This window comes from Paenibacillus sp. RUD330 (assembly GCF_002243345.2).
Lineage (GTDB): Bacteria > Bacillota > Bacilli > Paenibacillales > Paenibacillaceae > Paenibacillus_O.
Genome location: NZ_CP022655.2, coordinates 1,529,083 through 1,550,000 on the forward strand (window position 1 = coordinate 1,529,083; position 20,918 = coordinate 1,550,000).

General features: G+C 53.0%; 17 protein-coding genes (1 of these 17 running past the window's edge). 16 read left to right on the forward strand and 1 reads right to left on the reverse strand.

The genetic code is table 11. The features are described from left to right. Positions 1-39: 39 nt before the first annotated feature. The 12 genes from CIC07_RS06665 (at position 40) to CIC07_RS06720 (ending at position 11,290) form a co-directional block, all read left to right on the forward strand. Positions 40-186, forward strand: coding sequence for a hypothetical protein (locus tag CIC07_RS06665; protein ID WP_157742034.1), 147 nt, complete (start codon positions 40-42; stop codon positions 184-186). Beyond that, the gene (locus CIC07_RS06670) at positions 183-608 is read left to right on the forward strand and encodes a hypothetical protein (RefSeq protein WP_076359484.1); all 426 of its coding nucleotides are present in this window, start codon (positions 183-185) and stop codon (positions 606-608) included. The genes CIC07_RS06665 and CIC07_RS06670 overlap by 4 nt, the downstream gene beginning before the upstream one ends. A 30-nt stretch (positions 609-638) precedes the next feature. Continuing rightward, positions 639-1,154 (forward strand): hypothetical protein, encoded by a 516-nt coding sequence (locus tag CIC07_RS06675; protein ID WP_076359485.1) that lies wholly within the window; start codon positions 639-641, stop codon positions 1,152-1,154. A 355-nt stretch (positions 1,155-1,509) separates the two neighbouring features. Continuing rightward, positions 1,510-1,893: an ATPase gene (locus tag CIC07_RS06680; RefSeq protein ID WP_076359486.1), complete on the forward strand. Its 384-nt coding sequence runs from the start codon at positions 1,510-1,512 to the stop codon at positions 1,891-1,893. A 41-nt stretch (positions 1,894-1,934) separates the two neighbouring features. Then, positions 1,935-2,639, forward strand: coding sequence for a metal-dependent hydrolase (locus tag CIC07_RS06685; protein WP_076359487.1), 705 nt, complete (start codon positions 1,935-1,937; stop codon positions 2,637-2,639). A 145-nt stretch (positions 2,640-2,784) separates the two neighbouring features. Next, positions 2,785-3,072, forward strand: a complete 288-nt coding sequence (gene gatC, locus CIC07_RS06690; RefSeq protein WP_076359488.1) for an Asp-tRNA(Asn)/Glu-tRNA(Gln) amidotransferase subunit GatC — start codon at positions 2,785-2,787, stop codon at positions 3,070-3,072. 28 nt (positions 3,073-3,100) lie between these two features. Beyond that, positions 3,101-4,552, forward strand: a complete 1,452-nt coding sequence (gene gatA, locus CIC07_RS06695) for an Asp-tRNA(Asn)/Glu-tRNA(Gln) amidotransferase subunit GatA (RefSeq protein WP_076359489.1) — start codon at positions 3,101-3,103, stop codon at positions 4,550-4,552. 35 nt (positions 4,553-4,587) lie between these two features. After that, positions 4,588-6,030 (forward strand): Asp-tRNA(Asn)/Glu-tRNA(Gln) amidotransferase subunit GatB, encoded by a 1,443-nt coding sequence (gene gatB, locus CIC07_RS06700; RefSeq protein ID WP_076359490.1) that lies wholly within the window; start codon positions 4,588-4,590, stop codon positions 6,028-6,030. 208 nt (positions 6,031-6,238) lie between these two features. Beyond that, the gene (locus CIC07_RS06705; RefSeq protein ID WP_076359491.1) at positions 6,239-6,955 is read left to right on the forward strand and encodes an MgtC/SapB family protein; all 717 of its coding nucleotides are present in this window, start codon (positions 6,239-6,241) and stop codon (positions 6,953-6,955) included. Further along, positions 6,952-8,856: a DUF4097 family beta strand repeat-containing protein gene (locus CIC07_RS06710; RefSeq protein ID WP_076359492.1), complete on the forward strand. Its 1,905-nt coding sequence runs from the start codon at positions 6,952-6,954 to the stop codon at positions 8,854-8,856. Before CIC07_RS06705 ends, CIC07_RS06710 begins: the two co-directional genes overlap by 4 nt. 130 nt (positions 8,857-8,986) lie before the next feature. Beyond that, positions 8,987-9,421, forward strand: coding sequence for a peroxide-responsive transcriptional repressor PerR (gene perR, locus CIC07_RS06715; RefSeq protein ID WP_021877254.1), 435 nt, complete (start codon positions 8,987-8,989; stop codon positions 9,419-9,421). Between the two features lie 258 nt (positions 9,422-9,679). Continuing rightward, the gene (locus CIC07_RS06720) at positions 9,680-11,290 is read left to right on the forward strand and encodes a glycosyl hydrolase family 18 protein (RefSeq protein ID WP_234993095.1); all 1,611 of its coding nucleotides are present in this window, start codon (positions 9,680-9,682) and stop codon (positions 11,288-11,290) included. An 87-nt stretch (positions 11,291-11,377) separates the two neighbouring features. Here the strand turns inward: CIC07_RS06720 and CIC07_RS06725 are convergent, their stop codons facing one another. Next, positions 11,378-11,794 carry a YgzB family protein gene (locus tag CIC07_RS06725; protein WP_076359493.1) on the reverse strand — a complete coding sequence of 139 codons (417 nt, stop codon included), beginning with the start codon at positions 11,792-11,794 and terminating at the stop codon, positions 11,378-11,380. A 210-nt stretch (positions 11,795-12,004) separates the two neighbouring features. On the opposite strand from CIC07_RS06725, the gene CIC07_RS06730 reads away from it, so the two are divergent. The 4 genes from CIC07_RS06730 to CIC07_RS06745 all read left to right on the forward strand — a co-directional run. Continuing rightward, positions 12,005-12,817, forward strand: coding sequence for a nucleotidyltransferase-like protein (locus tag CIC07_RS06730; RefSeq protein ID WP_234993096.1), 813 nt, complete (start codon positions 12,005-12,007; stop codon positions 12,815-12,817). 44 nt (positions 12,818-12,861) lie between these two features. Beyond that, complete coding sequence (locus tag CIC07_RS06735; protein ID WP_076359495.1) at positions 12,862-13,140, forward strand: hypothetical protein; 279 nt, start codon at positions 12,862-12,864, stop codon at positions 13,138-13,140. Positions 13,141-13,435: 295 nt separating this feature from the next. Further along, positions 13,436-14,584: an S-layer homology domain-containing protein gene (locus tag CIC07_RS06740; RefSeq protein ID WP_076359496.1), complete on the forward strand. Its 1,149-nt coding sequence runs from the start codon at positions 13,436-13,438 to the stop codon at positions 14,582-14,584. Then, positions 14,581-20,918, forward strand: the 5' portion of a protein-coding gene (locus tag CIC07_RS06745) for a CARDB domain-containing protein (RefSeq protein ID WP_083688692.1). Its footprint extends 82 nt past the window's final position; 6,338 of the gene's 6,420 nt are visible here — the first part of the coding sequence; its start codon is at positions 14,581-14,583; the stop codon falls past the right edge of the window. Before CIC07_RS06740 ends, CIC07_RS06745 begins: the two co-directional genes overlap by 4 nt.

Consider the following 20,918-nt stretch of genomic DNA (forward strand, 5'->3'; position numbering starts at 1 on the left):
CCAAGTCTCCAATCGACTGGCTGAAAGCAAGGAGGATCCATGAAGGAACTGCTCGTATCGATGCTTTTATTGGTAACGGTGATCGCCATTTATCTATCCGTCGTGGACGGAGCGGAAGGATCAAAAGGCCGATTGGCCTCCATGGGCAGCCGGATGGCGGAAGAAATCCGGAGCACCGATCCATGAAGCAGATTCTGGTGTTCGTCCTGTTTGCGGCAATGCTTTGCTGGATGATGTTTTCGCCGATTTACAAGCATGTCTTCATCGTCAGGGAAGCTCTCCTGCAGAAGGAAGTGGATTATCTTCTCGAGACGGGGGCGAGCGGAAGCCGCGGTTATATCGACGATGCCATGGTCGAGGCCTCCCGCAGCAGGCTGGAGCAGGCTGGGATGAGTCGGGATCAGATCCGGTATGACATATCGGCTTCGGATGGAGGCGTCGCGACTTCCTCGGCCAGACCTTTGCTGAGAGGAACGGGGCTGATTCTTACGATCAGCTATCCCTACGAAAGGCTGTTCCAGATCGACAGCCTGATAGGGATCGCAGTGCCTGATCCAGAGGAGAGGATGGCCGCATCGGGCATTAAAATGAGCGAATACGTGCCGTAATGCCGATTCTGACCATGCAAGGGGAAAATCATGTCCAAATTGCTGCTTATATTGCTCATGCTGACCGTCTGGGCTTCGGCCCATGCGCTGCAGATCGATGAGGAAAGATCGATCCGCACCTTGTTCGAGAGCAAGCATTCCGTCAGCAGAGCCGTCCATGCGGCCGCCCAGCAGTTGAACAAGGAGGATTTGGCCGAAGGCCGGTTCACGATCAATGAAGAGGCGGCGTACGCAACGGCGATGGAATACTTGCGGCTCAATCTTCTGCTGGATGCTTCTGGCCATCCGCTTCCCGGCTCCAGGCTGCGCCAGCGCGTCGTGCTGGAGGACTGGGCGGTCATCAACGCCGGCCAGCCGTTTCCTTTCACGTACCGCAATTCCCGATACGATTACGAAGTGACGCTCGATCGGCCCGCCGTCGTCATGATCATAGCCGTCTCCTACCCCCGGTTGTTTTCCATGATGGAGCCGATCGTCTGGCATGTGAAAGGAACCGCCGAACTGACCGGGCCGATGAATGCCGTCTATTCGAGCCATAGCTCGTAATCAGGAACCACAGCACATAGCCTAACCGGGACCGCAGCAGTGCATAGCTTGATCAGGGCCGAAGCACTTAGCTCGTAATCAGGAACCGAGACACATAGCCTGATCAAGACCGCAGCATTTAGCTCCAATTCAGGAACCGCAGCAGAGGGTTGCCGCCGGGCAGGAAAATCCGTGTCAGGGCTATTGATTTTCTTACCTACAGCTCGGTTTATTCTCTTCATCTACCAGCTCTTCAACATATCCGTTTGCACTTACCCCGCTACTTCTAGTAAACTTTTTAAAAGAGCTGTCCGCGAGCCTATCATTTCTGTCTATTTCAATGGGCTTGCGGCTAAGAGCGGGGGGGCGAGTGACAATGCTGAAGCTCGGAGACAAGGTCGTTATCATCGCTGATCAATATGAGCAGAATCTTCCTCTCGGGGAGTATGGATATATTATTGCTTACGACCGCAATGCGGACAATGTATTTGATTATGTCATCCGCATACCAGCGGAAAACCGCAATTTTCTCGTTCCGGGAGATGACGTGGAGCTGGAGGAAATCCTGCTTCGTCTGGAGGCTGACCGCGTGGAGCGGGAGGCTCTGATCGATTATGCCTTGGCGACCCGCAACGAAGAGTTGTTCAACCGGATCATGAATGGCGACGCAGCCGAAGAGCCTGCCGAAGAGCCCGGATCCAAAGAGCTGCAGAGCCGAGACGACTTTATCCGGCAAGTCAATCTGAAGGCCTGGATTTAAGAAGCGGCGCGGATTCTAGTCCATAGAGGAGGATGATGAGGATGGAAATCGTTTTTCACGGCCAATCTTGCATTCAAATTACGGCGGATAACGGGAAATCTTTGCTGGTCGATCCATTCATAAGCGGCAATCCGCTGTCCAAGAGCAATCCGTCCGATATCCGCACGGATTACATTCTCCTTACTCATGCTCATCAGGATCATATCCTGGACGCCGCCGGCATTTCCAAGGCGAACGGAGCTCCGATCGTCGCTATTCCCGAGCTGGCTGCCTATATGTCCTGGCAAGGAGCCGAGACGATCGATATGAACATGGGAGGAACGGTCGACCTTGGGTTCGCCAAGGCGACGATGATTCCGGCCTTCCACAGCTCGGGCATCGTGCTGGATGACGAGCAGAGAATCGTATACGGAGGCATGCCGGCCGGATTTGTCATTGAGGTGGACGGCAAGCGGATTTTGCACGCCGGCGATACTTGCCTGTTCTCGGACATGGCTCTGATCGGCAAGCGCAGCAAGCCGGATATCGCCTTCATTCCAATCGGTGGTCATTACACGATGGGACCGGAGGATGCCTTGCAGGCGGCCGAATGGTATGGAGCGGAGCATGTCGTGCCGATCCACTACGATACGTTTCCGCCGATCCGTCAGGATGCCGGCGCTTTCGTCGAGAGCCTGAGAGGGCTCGGCCTGAAGGGCCAGGTCGTCGAGCCGGGCTCCAAGGTCGATCTCTCTGCGTGGACTTGATATTCCGGCACAGCAAGCAAGTAGCGCAGAAGGCGCCGCCAACTTGGCGGAAGCCTTCTTTTTTTGCCTATGCAGCTCATTGAGAATGTTGTCGAACTCAAGGTATAATACAAGGAATGACGAACAGGCAAGGGGGAACAGCGCGATGAATATAACGATTCGGGATGTGGAGCATGTGGCGGGACTGGCCCGGCTGGAGTTCACGGACTCGGAGAAGGAGCAGTTCGCCCAGCAGCTCAGCGCCATACTGGCTTATGCTGATAAGCTCGGAGAGCTGGATACGACGGATGTGGAGCCTACGAGCCATGTATTGCCGGTGACGAACGTCATGCGGGAAGATCGGGTGCGCGAATCGGTGTCCAACGAGACCGCTTTGCTGAACGCGCCGGATGAAGAGGACGGGCAGTTCAAAGTGCCTGCCGTGCTGGAATAGGATCCCTAGCTGAAAGGAGGAACAACGCTTGGCTTTATTTGACAAGAGACTTCAGGATGTACATAACGAGCTCGCCGCCGGCAAGCTGTCGGCTGCCGAGCTGACGGATGCTTCCTTCAAGCGCATCGCGGAGACGGACGGCAAGATAGGAGCCTTCCTGACGCTGAACGAGGAATCCGCGCGTGCCAGGGCTGCAGGGCTGGACCGCGATGCAGGAGCGGAGAAGGGGCTGCTGCACGCGCTCCCCGCAGGCATCAAGGACAACATTGTCACGAAGGGGCTTCGCACGACTTGCGCCAGCCAGTTCCTGAGCAATTACGATCCGATCTACGACTCGACCGCGGCTTCCAAGCTGCGCGATGCCGGAGCGGTTACGATCGGCAAGCTGAACATGGACGAGTTCGCAATGGGCGGATCCAATGAGAACTCCAGCTTCCACCCCGTCCGCAATCCTTGGAATACGGACTATGTCCCGGGAGGCTCCAGCGGCGGCTCGGCAGCCTCGGTCGCAGCCGGCCAAGTATATTTCGCTCTAGGGTCCGACACCGGCGGCTCCATCCGCCAGCCGGCATCCTATTGCGGCGTCGTCGGCTTGAAGCCGACCTACGGCCTCGTTTCCCGCTTCGGTCTCGTCGCCTTCGCTTCCTCGCTGGATGCGATCGGACCGCTGACCAAAAACGTCGAGGATTCCGCCTATGTGCTGCAAGCGATTGCGGGACATGACGGCATGGATTCGACCTCCGCGAACGTTTCCATTCCGGATTACGTCAGCGCTTTGTCAGGAGATGTCAAAGGGCTCCGCATCGGCGTTCCGAAGGAATATATGGGTCAAGGCATCGACCCTAAAGTCAAGGAATCCGTCATGGCCGCGCTCAAAGTGTACGAGAATCTCGGAGCGACATGGGAAGAAGTATCGCTGCCCCATACGGAGTATGCGGTCGCGACCTACTACCTGCTCGCCTCCTCCGAAGCTTCTTCCAACCTGGCCCGGTTCGACGGCGTCCGGTACGGCGTGCGCGCCGACAATCCGGACAATCTCATCGACCTGTACCGCAAGTCCCGCAGCCAAGGCTTCGGCGACGAGGTGAAACGTCGCATCATGCTCGGTACGTATGCGCTCAGCTCCGGCTACTACGACGCTTACTACCTGAAGGCGCAAAAGGTCCGCACCTTGATCAAGCGCGACTTCGACCAGGCGTTCGAGAACTTCGACCTGCTGCTCGGACCGACGGCTCCGACGCCTGCGTTCCGCATCGGCGAGCAGATCGGCGATCCGCTGACGATGTATCTCAACGACATCGTCACCATCCCGGTCAGCCTGGCCGGCGTGCCGGCCATCAGCGTGCCGTGCGGCTTCGCCGACGGTCTGCCTGTCGGCTTGCAGCTGATCGGCAAGGCGTTCGACGAAGCGACCGTGCTTCGCGCCGCCCATGCCTTCGAGCAGCATACCGACCACCACAAGGCGCGCCCGCAGCTGTAAGCGCCCGTATCTTGCAAGCAGGAGGAACGTTATCCATGACGGAATACAATTCGTACGAAACGGTGATCGGGCTTGAAGTGCATGTGGAGCTGCATACCGCCAGCAAAATTTTCTGCGGCTGCTCGACATCGTTCGGCGCGCCGCCGAATACCCATACATGCCCGATCTGCCTCGGCCATCCCGGCGTCTTGCCGGTGCTGAACCGGCAGGCGGTCGAGTACGCGATGAAGGCAGCCATGGCGCTCAACTGCACCGTTGCCGACATCAGCAAGTTCGACCGTAAAAACTATTTCTATCCCGATTCCCCGAAGGCATATCAGATTTCCCAATTCGACCAGCCGATCGGCGAGAACGGCTGGATCGACATTGAAGTGAACGGCGAGACGAAGCGGATCGGCATTACCCGCCTCCATCTGGAGGAGGACGCCGGCAAGCTGACGCACGTCGAAGGCGGCTTCGCTTCCCTCGTGGACTTCAACCGCGTCGGCACTCCGCTCGTGGAGATCGTATCCGAGCCGGATCTCCGTACCCCGGAGGAAGCGAAGGCCTATTTGGAAAAGCTGCGCGCCATCATGCAGTACTGCGATGTGTCCGACGTGAAGATGGAGGAAGGCAGCCTGCGCTGCGACGCCAACATCAGTCTGCGCCCTTGGGGACAGGAGAAGCTCGGAACCCGAGCCGAGCTCAAGAACATGAACTCCTTCCGGGGCGTGCAGCGCGGCCTCGAGTACGAGCAGATGCGGCAGGCCGATATTCTGGACGGCGGCGGCGCCGTCGTTCAGGAAACGCGCCGCTGGGACGATTCCCAGGGCAAAACCTTCTCCATGCGCGGCAAGGAAGAGTCGCATGACTACCGGTATTTCCCCGATCCCGACCTGGTTCGGCTGCTTATCGACAGCGAGTGGAAGGAGCGCGTCCGCGCTTCCATTCCCGAGCTTCCGGATGCGCGGCAGGTCCGCTACACCTCTCAGTACGGCCTGCCTGCTTACGATGCCGGCGTCATTACCTCATCCAAGAAGCTGGCTGATTTCTTTGAGGAGAGCCTGGCGTATACGAACGATGCCAAATCCGTGTCCAACTGGATCATGGGCGATCTGCTCGCTTATTTGAATCAGACGGGCAAGGAGATCGACGGCGCCGCGATCACGGGCCAAGGCTTGGGAGAAATGATCGGCCTCCTCGAGAAAGGGACGATCAGCGGCAAGATCGCCAAGACGGTATTCAAGGAAATGCTCGAGAGCGGCAAGCTTCCGCAGCAGATCGTGGAAGAGCAGGGACTTGTCCAGATCAGCGACGAAGGAGCCATTCAAGGCATTGTCGGAAAGGTCGTCGCAGCGAACCCGCAGTCGGTGGAGGACTACCGGGCGGGCAAGGAGAAAGCGATCGGTTTCCTTGTCGGCCAAGTGATGAAGGAATCCCGCGGCAAAGCGAACCCGGGACTCGTCAACAAGCTTTTGACCGACTATCTCAACCGTTGATTTCAAAGCCGTTCCCTATCGGGAGCGGCTTTTTTCAATCTGCGATGGGAGGACGAGGTTTATCGCTCCCGCTCGTTTTGACCGTTACGGAACCCTGCATCCGTGTTAAAGTATGATGAAGCGAAGAATGCTTCATGTCGACGCATACAGTAAGGTACAATAGCCTGAAAAGATGCGCAGCAACGAAGAGAAAGGAAGGGATGGCATCATGAGCGCATCCTTGGCTGCGAGCAGCCCGTGGTATATCAGCGAATGGGAGATGATGCTCCGGCTGCTGATGGCTGTTCTGCTCGGCGGGCTTGTCGGCTTCGAGCGGGAGCAGTCGAATCATGCGGCGGGACTCCGAACCAATATATTAGTTTGCCTCGGCTCCTGTCTGCTGATGCTTTTGTCGGCATATGGATTTTCAGCCTTCATCAACGAGACGAATGTCCGTCTCGACCCGGCGCGTCTGGCAGCTCAAGTCATTACGGGCATAGGTTTTCTGGGAGCGGGCACCATTTTATTTACCGGGAAATCCATTACCGGCCTTACGACGGCCGCTACTCTATGGGTCGTGTCCGCCATCGGACTTGCGGTCGGAGCCGGGTTTCTGTTCCCGGCCGTGGCCGTCACGGTGATCGTCCTGATCGTCCTCATCGTCCTTAATAAAGTCGAACGCAAATTCAGCAACGGGAAAAAAGAACATCACCTGCAGATTCTGGCTGACGAAACGAACGCCCTTCTTCAGGCGATCAGCGCCCTTCTCCAGCAGCAAGGCATCGTCATGCGCAAGATGTCGCTGCAGGAGCACGGCGACCGTGAAATGGAAGGGCCGAGGGTGATGCTGCTGCTGTATGTCAATTTTCCCCGATCCTGCAATATGATCAAATTGCTTGAAGAAATCAAATCGCTGGATGGTGTGCATGCCGTGAGTGCGGAATGAACAATACCCAATCCCAACCGAAACGCCGCTGGCTGGCCGGGCTGCTTGCTTTTTTGCTCCCCGGCGGGGGCCATCTCTATATCGGCCGCTATGGACGCGGCCTGGTCCTATTGCTTGCGGTGCTGCTGGATCTGGCGGCGCTCGTCCGATTTTCCGATGCGACGAGCGGCAGCCGCGCCCTTTTGCTCGTTTATTTGGGAATGGCGCTGCCGGCGCTTTATTTCGTCAGCGTGTTCGATGCCCTGCAGATTGCCAGCCGCACACGCCTGTCTGAAGACGAAGCGGGCCTTCGACCGGAGTCCGCCGGCTTCGCGCCGACTCATAGCCTGATTCTTGTCGCCGGCGGAATCATTCTGTTCTTCCTTATCCGTCCGACAAGAGCGGTCCAGCCAAGACTGGACTGGCTTGGGGATATGGCATCCGGAGTCATTCTCCTGATCATCGCCGCATGGATGGCTTTTCGAATCAAGCCGGGCTTTTTCCGCTTCGGCAGGCTCAGCAGCGCCGCTTTGCTGGCCGCATGCGGAGTTTTGCTGCTGTGGGATCAGGTTGCGGGACGCAATGACATCGGGCTGTTGGCCGACTGGTGGCCTCTCTTGTTCGTCCTGGCCGGAATCGAAATGCTGGTCTACCAGCTGCTGGAGAGGAAAAAGCCTGGCCGCCGGCTGGCGGCAGGCGCGGGCTCCCTTCTTGCAGCGCTGCTGCTTGCGGGTTCAGCCTACTCGATCACCCAATACGGCGGGCTTCCATTCCGATGGCTGGATCAATACGGGACGGGCACGAGGATGGAGAACCTTTCGGAGGAGAAGGGCTATAGCTACAGCATGAAGCCGGTATCCGCCGTAATTGCGGAACCGCTGAACGATATCTTGGTCGACAACCCCAATGGAGACGTTTCGGTCGTGCCTTCGACAGATCCGGACAGCCGGGAAGTAACCGTCGAAGCGACGCTCTGGGTCGATTCCGACAACAAGCAGGAGGCGGATCTGGTGGAGCAAAAATCAGCCGTATCCCTTTCTGCGGAAGGAAAGCTTCACATCGAGACGAAGGGGATGCCTTACGGCGCCAACGGGGCGCGCATGCCGCGTTTCAACCTCCGGATCACGATTCCAGCCGATCTGGAGACACTGCTGTCCGTTCCGGGAGCATCTCCTTCTCCCGATCCTCTTCCGGCTGCAACGGACCTGCCAGGAGAGAATGCTCCCGCTGGTACGGAGCCGTCTCCTTCTCCAGAGGGGGACGCTGCGAGTCCCTCTCCTCCTCCCGCAGTTCCCCCTGAGCAAACGGTCAAATTCCTGCTCAATGCGGGCAACGGCTCCGTCAAGCTAAGCGGCATCCGCGCAACTGGAGGGTTTGTCGTACGCAATCGCAGCGGTTCCATCGAAGCGATGGATTTGACCGGGCCGCTGGAAGCGGGCACTAGCAACGGCGAGGTTAAAGCTCGGAGAATTACCGGAGATGCGGCGCTGTCGGCCAAGGAAGGAGCGATCACAGCCTCGTCGATTCATGGCAAGCTGACCGCTTCCACGGCCAATGGCAATCTGGATATCAACGATGTCCGGGGCGAAGCGCTCCTCGAAACGAAAAACGGATTCATCCATGTCCGTGAAGTCAGCGGAAGCGTGCAGGCGGATACGCTGAATGGAGAAATCAGCCTGGCTAGCTCCGTCGTCGGGGGCACATGGGACATCAACAGCTCCATTGGCGAAATCCTCTTATCGTTGCCGGCGGATGGCTCTTATACGGTTGATGGATCGGTAACCTTCGGGACGATCCGCTCCGAGCTTCCTCTCCAAATCGAGAAAAAGACGGTCAAAGGCCAAATCGGACTCGGTACGTACCGGATCCGGGTCGATGCCAACAGCGACATACGGATTACCTCTTATCCCGGTCCCGGATGAAGCCGCATGGGCCATGCGAAAGAGAAAAGTTGGATGGAAGCCTGTTCATTGACAAAACGTAAAATTCAGGCTTACAATAGAACTACTACAAAGTAAATACAACTATAAATTACGAAGGACGTGATCGGGAATGGGAGCCAGCGTTGAGCAAGCTCTGGAGCAGCTGAAGGCAAGCGGCGTCCGCATGACCCCGCAGCGTCACGCGATACTTGGGTTTCTGATGAATTCCATGACTCATCCGACTGCGGACGAGATCTATAAAGCTTTGTCACCCGACTTCCCGAGCATGAGCGTCGCTACGATCTACAACAACCTGCGTTTGTTCGTCGAGGCAGGCTTGGTCAGGGAGCTGACCTATGGGGATGACTCCAGCCGGTTTGATGCCGACTTGTCCGACCACTATCACGCCATATGCAAAGTATGCGGAGATATCGTCGATTTTGAGTATCCCCCTCTCATGGAGGTGGAGCAAGCCGCTTCCAGAGAGACCGGATTCCGTGTCGAAGGACATCGAATGGAAATTTACGGAGTATGCACGCAATGCGCGAAAACGACCGTGAATTGAAACCGTTTGGAAGCGATGCTTCCAAACGGTTTTTTTATTTGCATGAACATAGCCCTCTCTTAATAGACTCATAGAGAAGGATCGGTCAACTTTTTGCGTTCCGGACTCGTCTAATCTTTGTATACGCAAGGAGTGTGGGTAATGAGAAGGGGCATGACCTCTGCGGGCAGGCGCAAGGGAAGAGGATTTCGCCGCTTGCTGGGATTTTGTGTATGTATCGGTATCATCGCAGGAGCATGGGCAGGATATCGGCTGCTTATGCCAAGCAACGTGCAGGAGACGCCGGTGTTCTCGGTAGAGCATCCGCTGTTCTATAAAGGCCACTTCATGGAAGCGGGAGCTCTGCTGGAAGGCGAAGAGATCAAGCTTCCGGTCGAAGCCGTCACTTCCATGCTCGGGAGCGAGATTCCGATCCGCTATGAAGCCGATTCGCAATCCATCATTTTAACCAATGGCAGTCAAGTGCTGAGGATGAAAACGGACACTCTCACCGCCAAGCTCGGCAGCAAGCCGTTCAAGCTGGCTGTCGCTCCGGAAACCCGAAAGGGAGTTGTCTATGTGCCTTTGACTCCGCTGAAGACGCTTTACGGCGTCCAAGCGCAACTATCGCCGACGACTGGAGCCGTGACGCTAGCCAAGGGAGGCGACAGCATCCAGTATGCGGTTCCTGGCCAAAAGGAGATGGCTGTCCGCAACGAGCCGAGCATCCATAGCCCTTTTATTGAAAAAGTTCCATTGGAGGGCAAGCTCACGGTCTGGAAGGAAGAAGGAGACTGGTACTCCGTTCAAGGGCCAAGCGGATATAGCGGTTATGCCCGCAAATCGGAGCTTCAGCTGTCGGACAAGCAGACGACCCAAGAGCCTGTCGAGCAGCAGCCTGAACTGGCGTGGAAATCGACCGGTAAGAAGATCAATCTGACTTGGGAAGCGGTGTACAACGTGGCTCCCGATCCGGCCAAGTTCCCTGCCATGGAAGGGGTCAACGTCGTCAGCCCCACCTGGTTCGAATTGATGGACGGGGCCGGACAAATCCGCAGCAAGGCGGATGCCAACTATACCAAATGGGCGAGAAGCAAGGGCATCCAGGTGTGGGCACTGTTCAGCAACGGCTTTGATCCGGAACGGACGACTCAAGCCTTGGCCAACGTCGAGACCCGTTTTTCCATGATCCAGCAGCTTTTGGCCTATGCCAAAATGTACCAGCTTCAAGGCATCAACATCGATTTCGAAAATGTACGGACTTCCGATAAGGGGGCGCTCGTTCAATTCGTGCGCGAGCTGACGCCGATGCTGCATGAGCAGGGTCTTGTCGTTTCCATCGATGTGACGCCGAAGTCCAACAGCGAGATGTGGTCCTTGTTCCTGGATCGGGCCGAATTGATCAAAAGCGTCGACTACATGATGCTCATGGCCTATGACGAGCATTGGGCATCCAGTCCCGAGTCGGGTTCGGTCGCATCGCTGCCATGGGTGGAAAATTCGATTTTGAGGCTGCTGGAAGATGATCAGATTCCAGGCTCCAAGCTGATTTTGAGCATGCCTCTATACACGCGGATCTGGACGGAGAAGACCGCTTCGGACGGATCGGTGAAAGTATCGTCCAAGGCTGTCGGAATGAACAAGATCAGAGAGCTGATCGCGACGAACAAGCTGAAGCCGGAATTTGATCCGTCCACGGGCCAGAATTACGTTCAGTATCCGGTAGAGGGAGGCCTGAACCGGATATGGATCGAAGACAAGGTTTCCCTTGAGGCGCGCATCGCCTTGGTCCACAAATACGGTTTGGCAGGCGTTGCCACATGGAGCCGATCCTTCCAGGCGGATGATGTCTGGTCTGTCATCCACAACGGCCTCAGCAATCCCTCTTGATTCAAGGACGCTTGATCACGATCAAAAAAAGCCTTCGGCGCCATGACTTCCAGGTGAAGTCGCGGCGCCGAGGGCTTTTATGGAATTTCAGGCCTGAGAGGATGGCGGAGCGGCTGCTGACGGTCCTGTATCGGTCTTGCCTGCAGCTGCAGGAAGCTCCTCTTCGCTGCCCAGACCGTGCGTCGCCATATCTTTGTCCAGTGTGAGGATCGTCTTGCAGTACATGCAGCGGTCGGTGCGTCCAAGAATCTTGGTCTGGCGTCCGCATTCCGGACAGATGAGCATGACCGCGCTGGTCGAGAGCATGCCTGCCCAGAAATAGATGCCGACGCTGACGAGCAGGGCGATCATGCCGATAACCATGAACACGGCGGCAACCACTTTGCCGGTCTGGCCCCAGAAAACGATGCCCGCCGTACCAAGAATCATAACCCCCATGCCGACAAGGATGAGGACAAGCCCCCACAGACGGAACTCGTTGATCTTGCTGGATTTAAGTAGCACTCGAATTCATTCCCTTTCATTGGCTCGGGCATAGCGGCCCGATTTCTTGTAAGCAAGGCAGGAAACCGCCTGTTTTTGTCGAATCATAACCTACAGACTAATATTATAGCGGAAACTTCTGGTGGAAGCTATATGGGGGATAACCGTTTGGAACTTATGAAAAAACACGTTTCGAGTATGCTCCAGTTTGAAGAAGGAGTGATCGGGCTTGTGTCTGTCTCTCATCCCTATCCGTTTCATCCGCAGATCGACGGTTTGGACCTGCTGCTGCTCGTCATCACGAGCTCGGCGTGCAGCCGGCCAGCGATCGAACATTTGCGCATGGAAGGGCAGCGTGTCATGATCCGCCGGACAACCTGCGTGGGCTTGGAGCAATGGGTTTCCAACGGGAGCGACAGCAAGATCATCGAATGGCTGCTGCGAGGAGACGTTGTCTTCGACAAGGAAAGCTTCCTCGAACAGATCAAGGCGCGCATCAGCCAATTCCCGGATGAGCTCATGAAGCGGAAGTTGCTTGTGGAGTATGAGGCTTTCTTGAAATCATGCCTTCAAGCCAAGCAAAACCTCTCGGACGGGTTTCAATTCGATGCTCATAACGATATCATCAAAACATTGAATCATTATGCCCATATGGAGCTGATCGAAGCCGGACTTCATCCGGAGCCTTCCGTTTGGCGGCAGATGAGAAGGTTCCATCCGGGCATTTATAAGCTGTATGAGGAGCTTACGACGAGTCCGGAGACGCTTGAACAGCGCATTCAGCTCGTGCTTCTCGCCTGCGAGTTTTCGCTTATGAGCAAAATGCGATCCTGCTCCTCGCTGATCTTTCATATTCTGGAGACGAGAGAGGAGCCTTGGAGCATCATGGAGCTAGCGAGCCACCCTGCCATGAACGGGCTTCATGTGGACCTTACGCTCATCCTGCAGAAGCTCGTTCAACGAGGGTATGTTCGGGAAGTAGCTGTCATGGCCGACCCCAGGGAATCCGATGCGCTTGAGCTGAGATACAAGCTTCCGAGATAAATTTGTTGTTGATTATTGATCCCGCATGGATATAATAGGAAGAAATGAATGATTCGGAATCGGGAAGCACCCGTCCGCAGCTGATGCTGGGACGGGTGTTTTTTGTTCTGGATATGGAAGGAATCATTAAAATTCCCGATATAAGGCAAAAAGAGATGCTTGGAGGAATGCAGCTTGGTTCGGTTAGTTTTTATTACTTTGTCGGCTATGATTATGCTCGCCGGTTCCGGCTTGATCATGTACGAATCGATCAACTCGACCAGATCGATGGTTATTGCGGAGCAGGCTCGGGAGCAACGATAACAAAATTCCGCACTATATAATGTCACTCTTCGTGGACGACAACCAAAAACGTTTCCTAGCGTGGCTTAATTCGAACAGGAAGTTCGAGACAGTTCCCTAAAGCGGAACTGCGTTGCCCATATTGTTATCTCTACTATTGCTGGAAGGCGGCGGAAGGCTCTGCCTATTTCAGTCATCGAGGAAGGATGGACAAAGTCTTGCATCGGTTTTATGAATGAGAGTACGTTCCTCTCCATCGTCCGATCAAATCATTTAAGACCACTCACGGGTCAGAAATTAGTCAGATTTATACCCAATATTAAGGAGCGGATTGAAATGAAACTTTCCAAACTGACCACCGGTCTAACAGCTGCTGCGCTTCTCTTTTCTTCCGTTTCAGCATCCATGCAAGCAGCACCCGCTACGGCCGCCAGCACTTCTTTCAAGGATGTGAAATCCAGCGATTGGTATTACAGCTCGATTCAAAAACTCATCATGAAAGAGCTGGTCAATGGATTCGAAGACGGCACGTTCAAACCCAATAAAGAGATCAGCCGGGCTGAATTCCTAAAGCTTGTTGATTTATCCCTTCAGTTGGATATCCCCGCAAATCTACCCGGCAAGCCCTGGTACACTCCGTATATAAGTGCGGCTGTAGAAGCTGGCATACACAATACATCCGATTTTAATGGAAATTGGGCTCAGCCGATCAACCGCCAGGAAATGGCGCGTATTACAGTGAGAGCCGTTGATCAAACATTGCGAAATACAAAGACTAGCGACTCACAGCTGGTCTATGAAGCCACGAAGCGCGGCATCCTGTCCGGCTTAACCGGCGGCGAGTTGGGTCTGAAAGAAAATTCTACTCGCGCTCAGGCAATGGTTATTGTCGATCGGGTGCTTACGGTTCTTAGTGGCGGGAGTCTGACTGCGGACAAAAGAGCTGCTTCCTTTGCGGAGGTTGCCTTTCGAGGAACAAATGTTGAAACGATGTGGGGAGGAGTAATTAGACCATTTCCATTTACAGAAGATATCTCCCCTTATGCTAAAGGTACATTTAAGCAAATGCTCGTAATAGATTTAGCAGACAAAAATAGTCCTTACAGAAATCTAGTGCCGAGCCTTATCCGAGCGGATGGTAATAGTTGGAGCAGCGATTATCTATTAGCTTTCAATGTAGTCATGGCGGCTACAAAAACATTACAAAATACTGAACGTTACCTCAGAGAGATGATAAGTAACCCTTATATGAATTTCGCAGCCATTTACCCACTAAATTCAGAATCAAAATTAAATAAGCTTGAAACCTTGAAAATACAAAAAAACAGCAAAACCGAAATATGGCATCTCGTTACCGTTGATAAAAAGAACTTTACCAATATTAAAAATGGTAATTGGCCTTTCTTGTACTTTGATTGGTCCAATAAGCAAAACAAGATTTTTTTTGAAAAAGAAGGACGAATCTTCGGTGGTGGTAACAATTGAAGAACTTTTTCGTAATCATTTTACTTCTTTCATTTATTACGTCTGATATTTCCATGTTTTCTCAACCAGTCTCAGCTGCATCTTCCGATACTTTTACCAGTACATTAAATTCAACTAATAATCCTGGATACCAAAAATATAATTCAAGCGAGATAATCAATGACTTTAATATTAATATTCCCCAGTATCAAAACTTCGACGTGAAATTATATTCAATCAAAAAAAATGGCTTAGAAAAAGGGCAACTTGGTTCGTACAATAAAGCCACAAAGAAGATTGAAATACCACAAATCAATGGTGACCCAATAAACATTGATTCTGAAGGGATATCGACTATGTATTTTTCTATATGGAGAGATTCGAGTGGTAGGAATTGGAGGACTGGCAAAAGCTCTACAGGAGACTTCATATGGAGCGCGCCATCGGAAACCATTACTGACGGGATTTCTCAATATCCAGGTGTAATTCCAAGCGCAGATAATAGCGGAAAGAGCATCCCCTTGGAATTAAGATTTTCTGATGGGAGCGCTGCATCATGGTCAGATAAAATACCCCCGCCTGATTCAATGTTTACAGCTTCGCGAGAGGAAGTGTCAATTTCTAAAATTGATCCGAAATCAATTAATATTACTCAAGCTACCCCGAGCACAAGAGGTCTAGTTATAGATTATAAAGGAAAGGGCGATGACGGTTATGGTTATCTGAAAGTACACAAACAACTGAATGCAAATTATAATTTTGAAGGAATTGATTACCGCGTTGATAATTCACTTAACGGAAACGTTCAAGGTAGAGATTATTTGCTTGATTCAAATACAGTTTGGTCTGGTGTAACATATCTTTTGGAATATGAGGTAACTGTTACATATGAAAGGATAGGAACCCCACCTAAACTAGACTTGATTGCTGACGACATCACCGGCCCAGCTACCATCGAGGTCGGAAAATCAGCGACCTTCATGGCCACTTATCACAACGAGGGCTTAGATATCAATAAAGTCTTCAACGTAAAAGTGACGGACGAAAAAGGAGCCATCCTCAAGCTCGATACCAAACTTTCTATAAAAAGCGGTGAATCGGCCAGCTTTACGTTCAGCAGCACATTCACGACTAGCGCATCCAAAACCTTCAAGCTCACGGTGGATAGCGGCAACGTTATCGATGAGTCCAACGAGAACAACAACTCGCTTCAACGCACCTTTACGCCAGGCGCAGCTCCAATACCGACGCCAACTCCAAACAAAGAAATTAAGGCTGATTTTGACGTCTTGCCTCCTTCCATAGACTACGGGGATAGCTTCACCGTCCACCCGAAGGATCTGCAGCTGGGGAGCTGCGCTTATACCGGTCACATGTACAAATTCGTTCGCGGCAGCAACGAAAGCGTCACCGAATGGCTCAGAAGTTATTCCGATACGACCTATGCACGGTCCGATTATCCAAGAGCAATCGGGCAAGGCAATCATCAGGTCTACATGAAAGTATCTACCGATTGCGGAGCGACCGACTGGATAGGGCCAAAACCTCTTGAGATTAAGGGGCCAAAGGACAACCATCCGCCGACATTCCAAATCGCATGGGTTAAGCGCGGCGAGCCGACAAAGCCAATTCGGCAAGCAATGGAAGGCGATATTCTTGATCTCGTCGTCATTCAGGATCCATCGGTCCCTACCCCATATGATCCGGATGGGGATGAATTCATCTTTGACGGTTTTGATTACACCCGAGGCACGCCATGGATCAAAAGCTTAAAAGGAAAATACCCGACAAATGAACATGGCATGTATGAAGTGACGATGGAAAAAGGCACTCATACCGTCTATGGAACCGGACGTGACCAATGGGGAGCGACAGCAGAGGCCAGCACGTTTATTAATGTCCTTTCCCGCAGCCCGATCCCTATCATTAAATGTCCGGCCGCCGTAATTGAAAACCACTACATACCTGCCAACCAGTTCGACTCAAGCAGCAGTTATAGTCCCGATGGGACACCGGTCGATCATTCCCGTGATGAATGGCAGAACAAGTCGACCAGATATGCGAATGGGACCGGTCAGGATATCATCGTGCAGGTTCAACTGACAGTCTACGATACAAGAGGGCGGAGATCCGATTCCCCGGCTGTATGTGATATTAAGGTGAAGCCAGATTTGCCGCCGGTGGCCAAGCTCGATGTGCCGGCACTCGGAATTCGAAATGAACCCAACATCATCTTAAATAAATCATACAGCCCTGATGGGGACGAGATTGTGACAGCCAAATATAAGTACAAATACGACGCGCTCAACAATGGCTTTGCAGATGATCCTTGGCAGACGCTAACGGGGACGTTGAAGCAAGTCACCTTTACCGGCGGCAAAGTAGGCAAGTACTTGTTTTGGACAGAAGTAACCGAGGACTACGGCCAGACAGGCAATACAGACAATCAAACCCAGTCCACGCTTGCGCTGAATATCGTGAACAATGCACCAGAGGTATCCTTCGACCTCAAAGGCAAAAACCCGCAGCCGGATCTGGACGCCAGCACAACCATCCGCCCGGAGAAAATGATGGAATGGCCGGTTTACGTCCCGAACACATTGGAGCAGGTATACGACAAGCTCAAGCTGTGGAGTGTTGACGGCGGCAGTCTGGCCGGTGGCGAAGGCCGCAATTTCGGCGGGGCGGCGAACAATATGAACCGCTATGAAATGAACAGCGCAACAGGAAATGATGCTGTATTTTGGACGATGGGAACACAAGCCGACAATGGATTCGGACCCAACTCCCTTTCGCCCTGGCGCGCATTCACGAACAAAAACAAGTTTAACGACATCATTCTGGATAAAGACAATGAACTGATGCAGGTTAGAAGTGACGGCAACGTCTTGTACAATCACTTCCTGCCTCAAGTCTCTTCAACGAAGAAACTCACGATCTTTTCCGGATACAAAGGCTCGAGCTACACGATCTACGGCTTGAATCCAAAGAAATTATCGCCAGTCGTGTGGGATTACAGCAATCCCTATTCGCCTAAACGGAAATGGACGAATGGCACCCCGTATGAGTACATGATCACCATCGACAATGCCTATCGGAAATGGTTTACGGTATCGGGAACCTACCTGTATCTAATCCAGACCGCTCAGGGAGAAGTTAGGGTTGCTGCCTACAATGCAGCAACAGGACAACTCTTGAAGGAAAGAAGCTTTTCCTCCAGTTTCGACGGAACCGCAGCAGATAGGGGCAAGGCAGGGGGAGCCTTTGATGAATGGAAAATATCCCGTTCCGGAAATGACGGAACCATCGTTTTGAGCAGCTTCTACAATGATCATTCCTCCAACTACACGCTGCCTGAAGGCGGAGATGCAGGTTATTTCGTCAAGCTTGGTCCTGATTTATCGCCGAAGCGCCTTGGAACGATCAGATCCGTACCGTTAAGGCCGGGAACATATTGGACCGGCTTTGATTATCACATTGCGGATGAATGGTATACGGACCCCTACGGGAACACATACACCTACGAGGGCCACGGCACCAAAATTACTTCAGGACAGACATGGAATCCGATTCACTCTTACCTGGACTTAACGGTTAACAAATACGATCCAAACATGAATCTAATCTGGAAGAAGTACCTGAATGAACCCAATCGAGAAGCCGGACTAAACAGCAATCAGGTCGGGTTTTACCGGGGAATGACGACCTTGAATTATCATCCGATGACGATGTCGCCATCGGCGGATGATTTATATGTCCCTCTTTTTCAAAACGGGGGATCGACAAGCATTGAATCCAGCGTGCTGCGCCTGAGCATGCGGGATGGAACGATCAAGGAACAACTTCCCGGAGGAACGAGCACCTTCGTAGATTGGAACGGAAACAGGACGGGAAGCAACTCGACCCTTACCGCCGATAATGCCCATACAGGCGGCGACTGCAATGCTTTTGGATGCGCGTTTTTCCGAGAGTACACAGGCAGCGGGGTTCTGTTTGAAGTTCTGGAACCTGCCTATCCGTTGAAGACTCCTTACGTCTATATGGCCGTAGGCGATCCTGCGGCAGGTGCGCTTGCACGTCAGACGTTCACGAACGGACAGATGGTGTCCGACGTTTCGCTGAACGATGCGGAGATGAAATTCAGCCTTCGAATGACGGATGTGGACATCGACCAGGAGAGCATGGGATTCAGCTTCCGCATGCAGGATCCACGGAATCGGTACGCGGTGGAGACGGACGGCCATTCGTTCGACCTGGTCAAGTATGTGAATGGATCCAGGTCCGTCCTGCAGAGCGGCAGCTACCCGTTCCAGTCGGATGTCAGCTATGGATTGAAGGTCAAAACAATAGGCAATAGAATCGAAGCATTCCTGAACAACATTCCCATTTTAAGCGCCACAGACAGCCAATTCACGGAAGGTAAATTCGGATACTACGCCAACAAAGCTTATGTCCGGTTCAGTGCTCTGACTTACAAGGCCGTCGAAAACAAAGTGGAATGGTCTGAGGATTATGCCATTTGGGATGAAGGCATGGCGCGGGCTGATGTGCAGTATGAAAACATTCAGTTCTTCGACCCGGAAGGGGATCCCAAAGCCGGCTCCTACCTATGGAGCTTCGGACATACGCCAAGATTCCTGAATAATCAGGGCTTGTCGACGCTCAATGGCCGCATGCTTGAATCCGAGCAGCTGACCTTTGATAAGGTGGGGGATTACCTCGTCAAGCTCCAGGCCAAGGACGACCCGCAACCGGATTACCGCTATCCGGACAACCGGTTCGGAGAATACCGTAAAGATTCAAATCCGTTCGTCAAGAAAGTGACGGTTCACCGTAGGCCTGTGTCGCAGTTTGCGGTTGCATCCGCAGCTGACGGGAAAGTCATCTGGACGGATAGCAGCTACGATCCGGACCGATACGTTAATTCAACCAACTATTCCACAGAAAACACGGGCATCGATTACCGGACGACAAAGGGGATCTTGGAGAAGAAGTTCTATTATGTGGCACCATCCGGGGAAACCGTCTATCAGAAACTCGTCACGCCGCAGGAAAGAGGAATCTATGAAGTCGGGATGGCCGTCAAAGATGAGTACGGGGCTTGGTCGGTGTATTCCATTCAAACGCTTAACATAGGCACGATACCTGTCAACAATACTCCTCCGGTTCCTGGATTCAATCAAACGCACATGAGCACTTTCCGCGGCGTTTCAATCACGTTTGACTCCATTGCCTATGACAGGGAGGACGGAAGTCGGGAGAATCTCCCTCATACTTGGTATTTGCGAAATGCAACGACCAACGGCGGGGAGACGATAGCCAGCAGTTCCCGTACGAGTTGGCAAAAAACGTTCAGCAGTCTCGGGTTGTTCCGCATTCGTCAATTGGTTCAGGATTCAAGCGGCTCTGAAGCCCAGATGGAAAAACAGGTAACCATTCTTAACCGGCTCCCGTCAGCCATGCTTGCCGATCCGGCGAGCAAAGATCAGCTCAAGCCAACTGAGATGATGGAACGGAAACCTTTATTCCGATTTGTTTATTCCGACTCTGATCAGGATGTCCAAACACGTTTCCAACTTATCGTTTACCGGTATGGCGGGGAGAAACTCCTCGATTCCTCCATCCTGCCGGGCACGGCCAATAGCTGGAGACCGAACTCCGATTTGCCCGAGGGTGTCTATATGTATATACAGGTCCGCGTTTTCGACGGGTTTGACTGGAGCGCATGGAGTGATCCCGGTTATTTCTGGATCAAGCCGAATCGGCCGCCTATCGCCGAATTTGACTGGTCGCCTAAACCTGTTTATGAAGGGGACTCATTGACACTGCTGGACCGTTCCTCTGATCCTGATGGGGATCCGCTTACGGAAACGTGGGAGATTGCCAGCCCATCCGGGCAGCGTACCATTGTGAACAGTGCTGCGACGATTATTTCGGCGGAGCCAGGGATGTACCACGTTCGGCTTGTGGTGAGCGACGGCAAACTTCATAGCGAGATAACCAAACAGATTCAAGTTTTGCCGCTCACTTTGGCCGGCGATATTGAACATACATCGGAATGGCGGCGTATCCATGCCGATGCCGGCCATGTAATCAGCGGGAATCCAAAGGATTTCTATGCGGGAGAGAAATGGATCGTCTACGGTTATGTTTCCCCGGCGCCAGTACGTTACGTAACGGCTTATATACGGGCTGTAGGAAAAGAAGGCGGCATAATGGAGACAAGAACGGTGCTTAAGCCTGCGCTTTCCAGTACCGTCTATAGCGGAGAAATGCATCACATCCAGTGGGGGGAACTGGATACGGGTTTGGAGAAAGGTGTCTATTCCGTTCAATTCGAAGTCCAGTATGAAAA

Coding starts and splice junctions, on each gene's coding strand:
- CIC07_RS06665 (WP_157742034.1), top strand. CDS start 40: ATGAAGGAACTGCTCGTATCGATGCTTTTATTGGTAACGGTGATCGCC.
- CIC07_RS06670 (WP_076359484.1), top strand. CDS start 183: ATGAAGCAGATTCTGGTGTTCGTCCTGTTTGCGGCAATGCTTTGCTGG.
- CIC07_RS06675 (WP_076359485.1), top strand. CDS start 639: ATGTCCAAATTGCTGCTTATATTGCTCATGCTGACCGTCTGGGCTTCG.
- CIC07_RS06680 (WP_076359486.1), top strand. CDS start 1,510: ATGCTGAAGCTCGGAGACAAGGTCGTTATCATCGCTGATCAATATGAG.
- CIC07_RS06685 (WP_076359487.1), top strand. CDS start 1,935: ATGGAAATCGTTTTTCACGGCCAATCTTGCATTCAAATTACGGCGGAT.
- gatC (WP_076359488.1), top strand. CDS start 2,785: ATGAATATAACGATTCGGGATGTGGAGCATGTGGCGGGACTGGCCCGG.
- gatB (WP_076359490.1), top strand. CDS start 4,588: ATGACGGAATACAATTCGTACGAAACGGTGATCGGGCTTGAAGTGCAT.
- CIC07_RS06705 (WP_076359491.1), top strand. CDS start 6,239: ATGAGCGCATCCTTGGCTGCGAGCAGCCCGTGGTATATCAGCGAATGG.
- CIC07_RS06710 (WP_076359492.1), top strand. CDS start 6,952: ATGAACAATACCCAATCCCAACCGAAACGCCGCTGGCTGGCCGGGCTG.
- perR (WP_021877254.1), top strand. CDS start 8,987: ATGGGAGCCAGCGTTGAGCAAGCTCTGGAGCAGCTGAAGGCAAGCGGC.
- CIC07_RS06720 (WP_234993095.1), top strand. CDS start 9,680: ATGCCAAGCAACGTGCAGGAGACGCCGGTGTTCTCGGTAGAGCATCCG.
- CIC07_RS06735 (WP_076359495.1), top strand. CDS start 12,862: ATGAATGATTCGGAATCGGGAAGCACCCGTCCGCAGCTGATGCTGGGA.
- CIC07_RS06740 (WP_076359496.1), top strand. CDS start 13,436: ATGAAACTTTCCAAACTGACCACCGGTCTAACAGCTGCTGCGCTTCTC.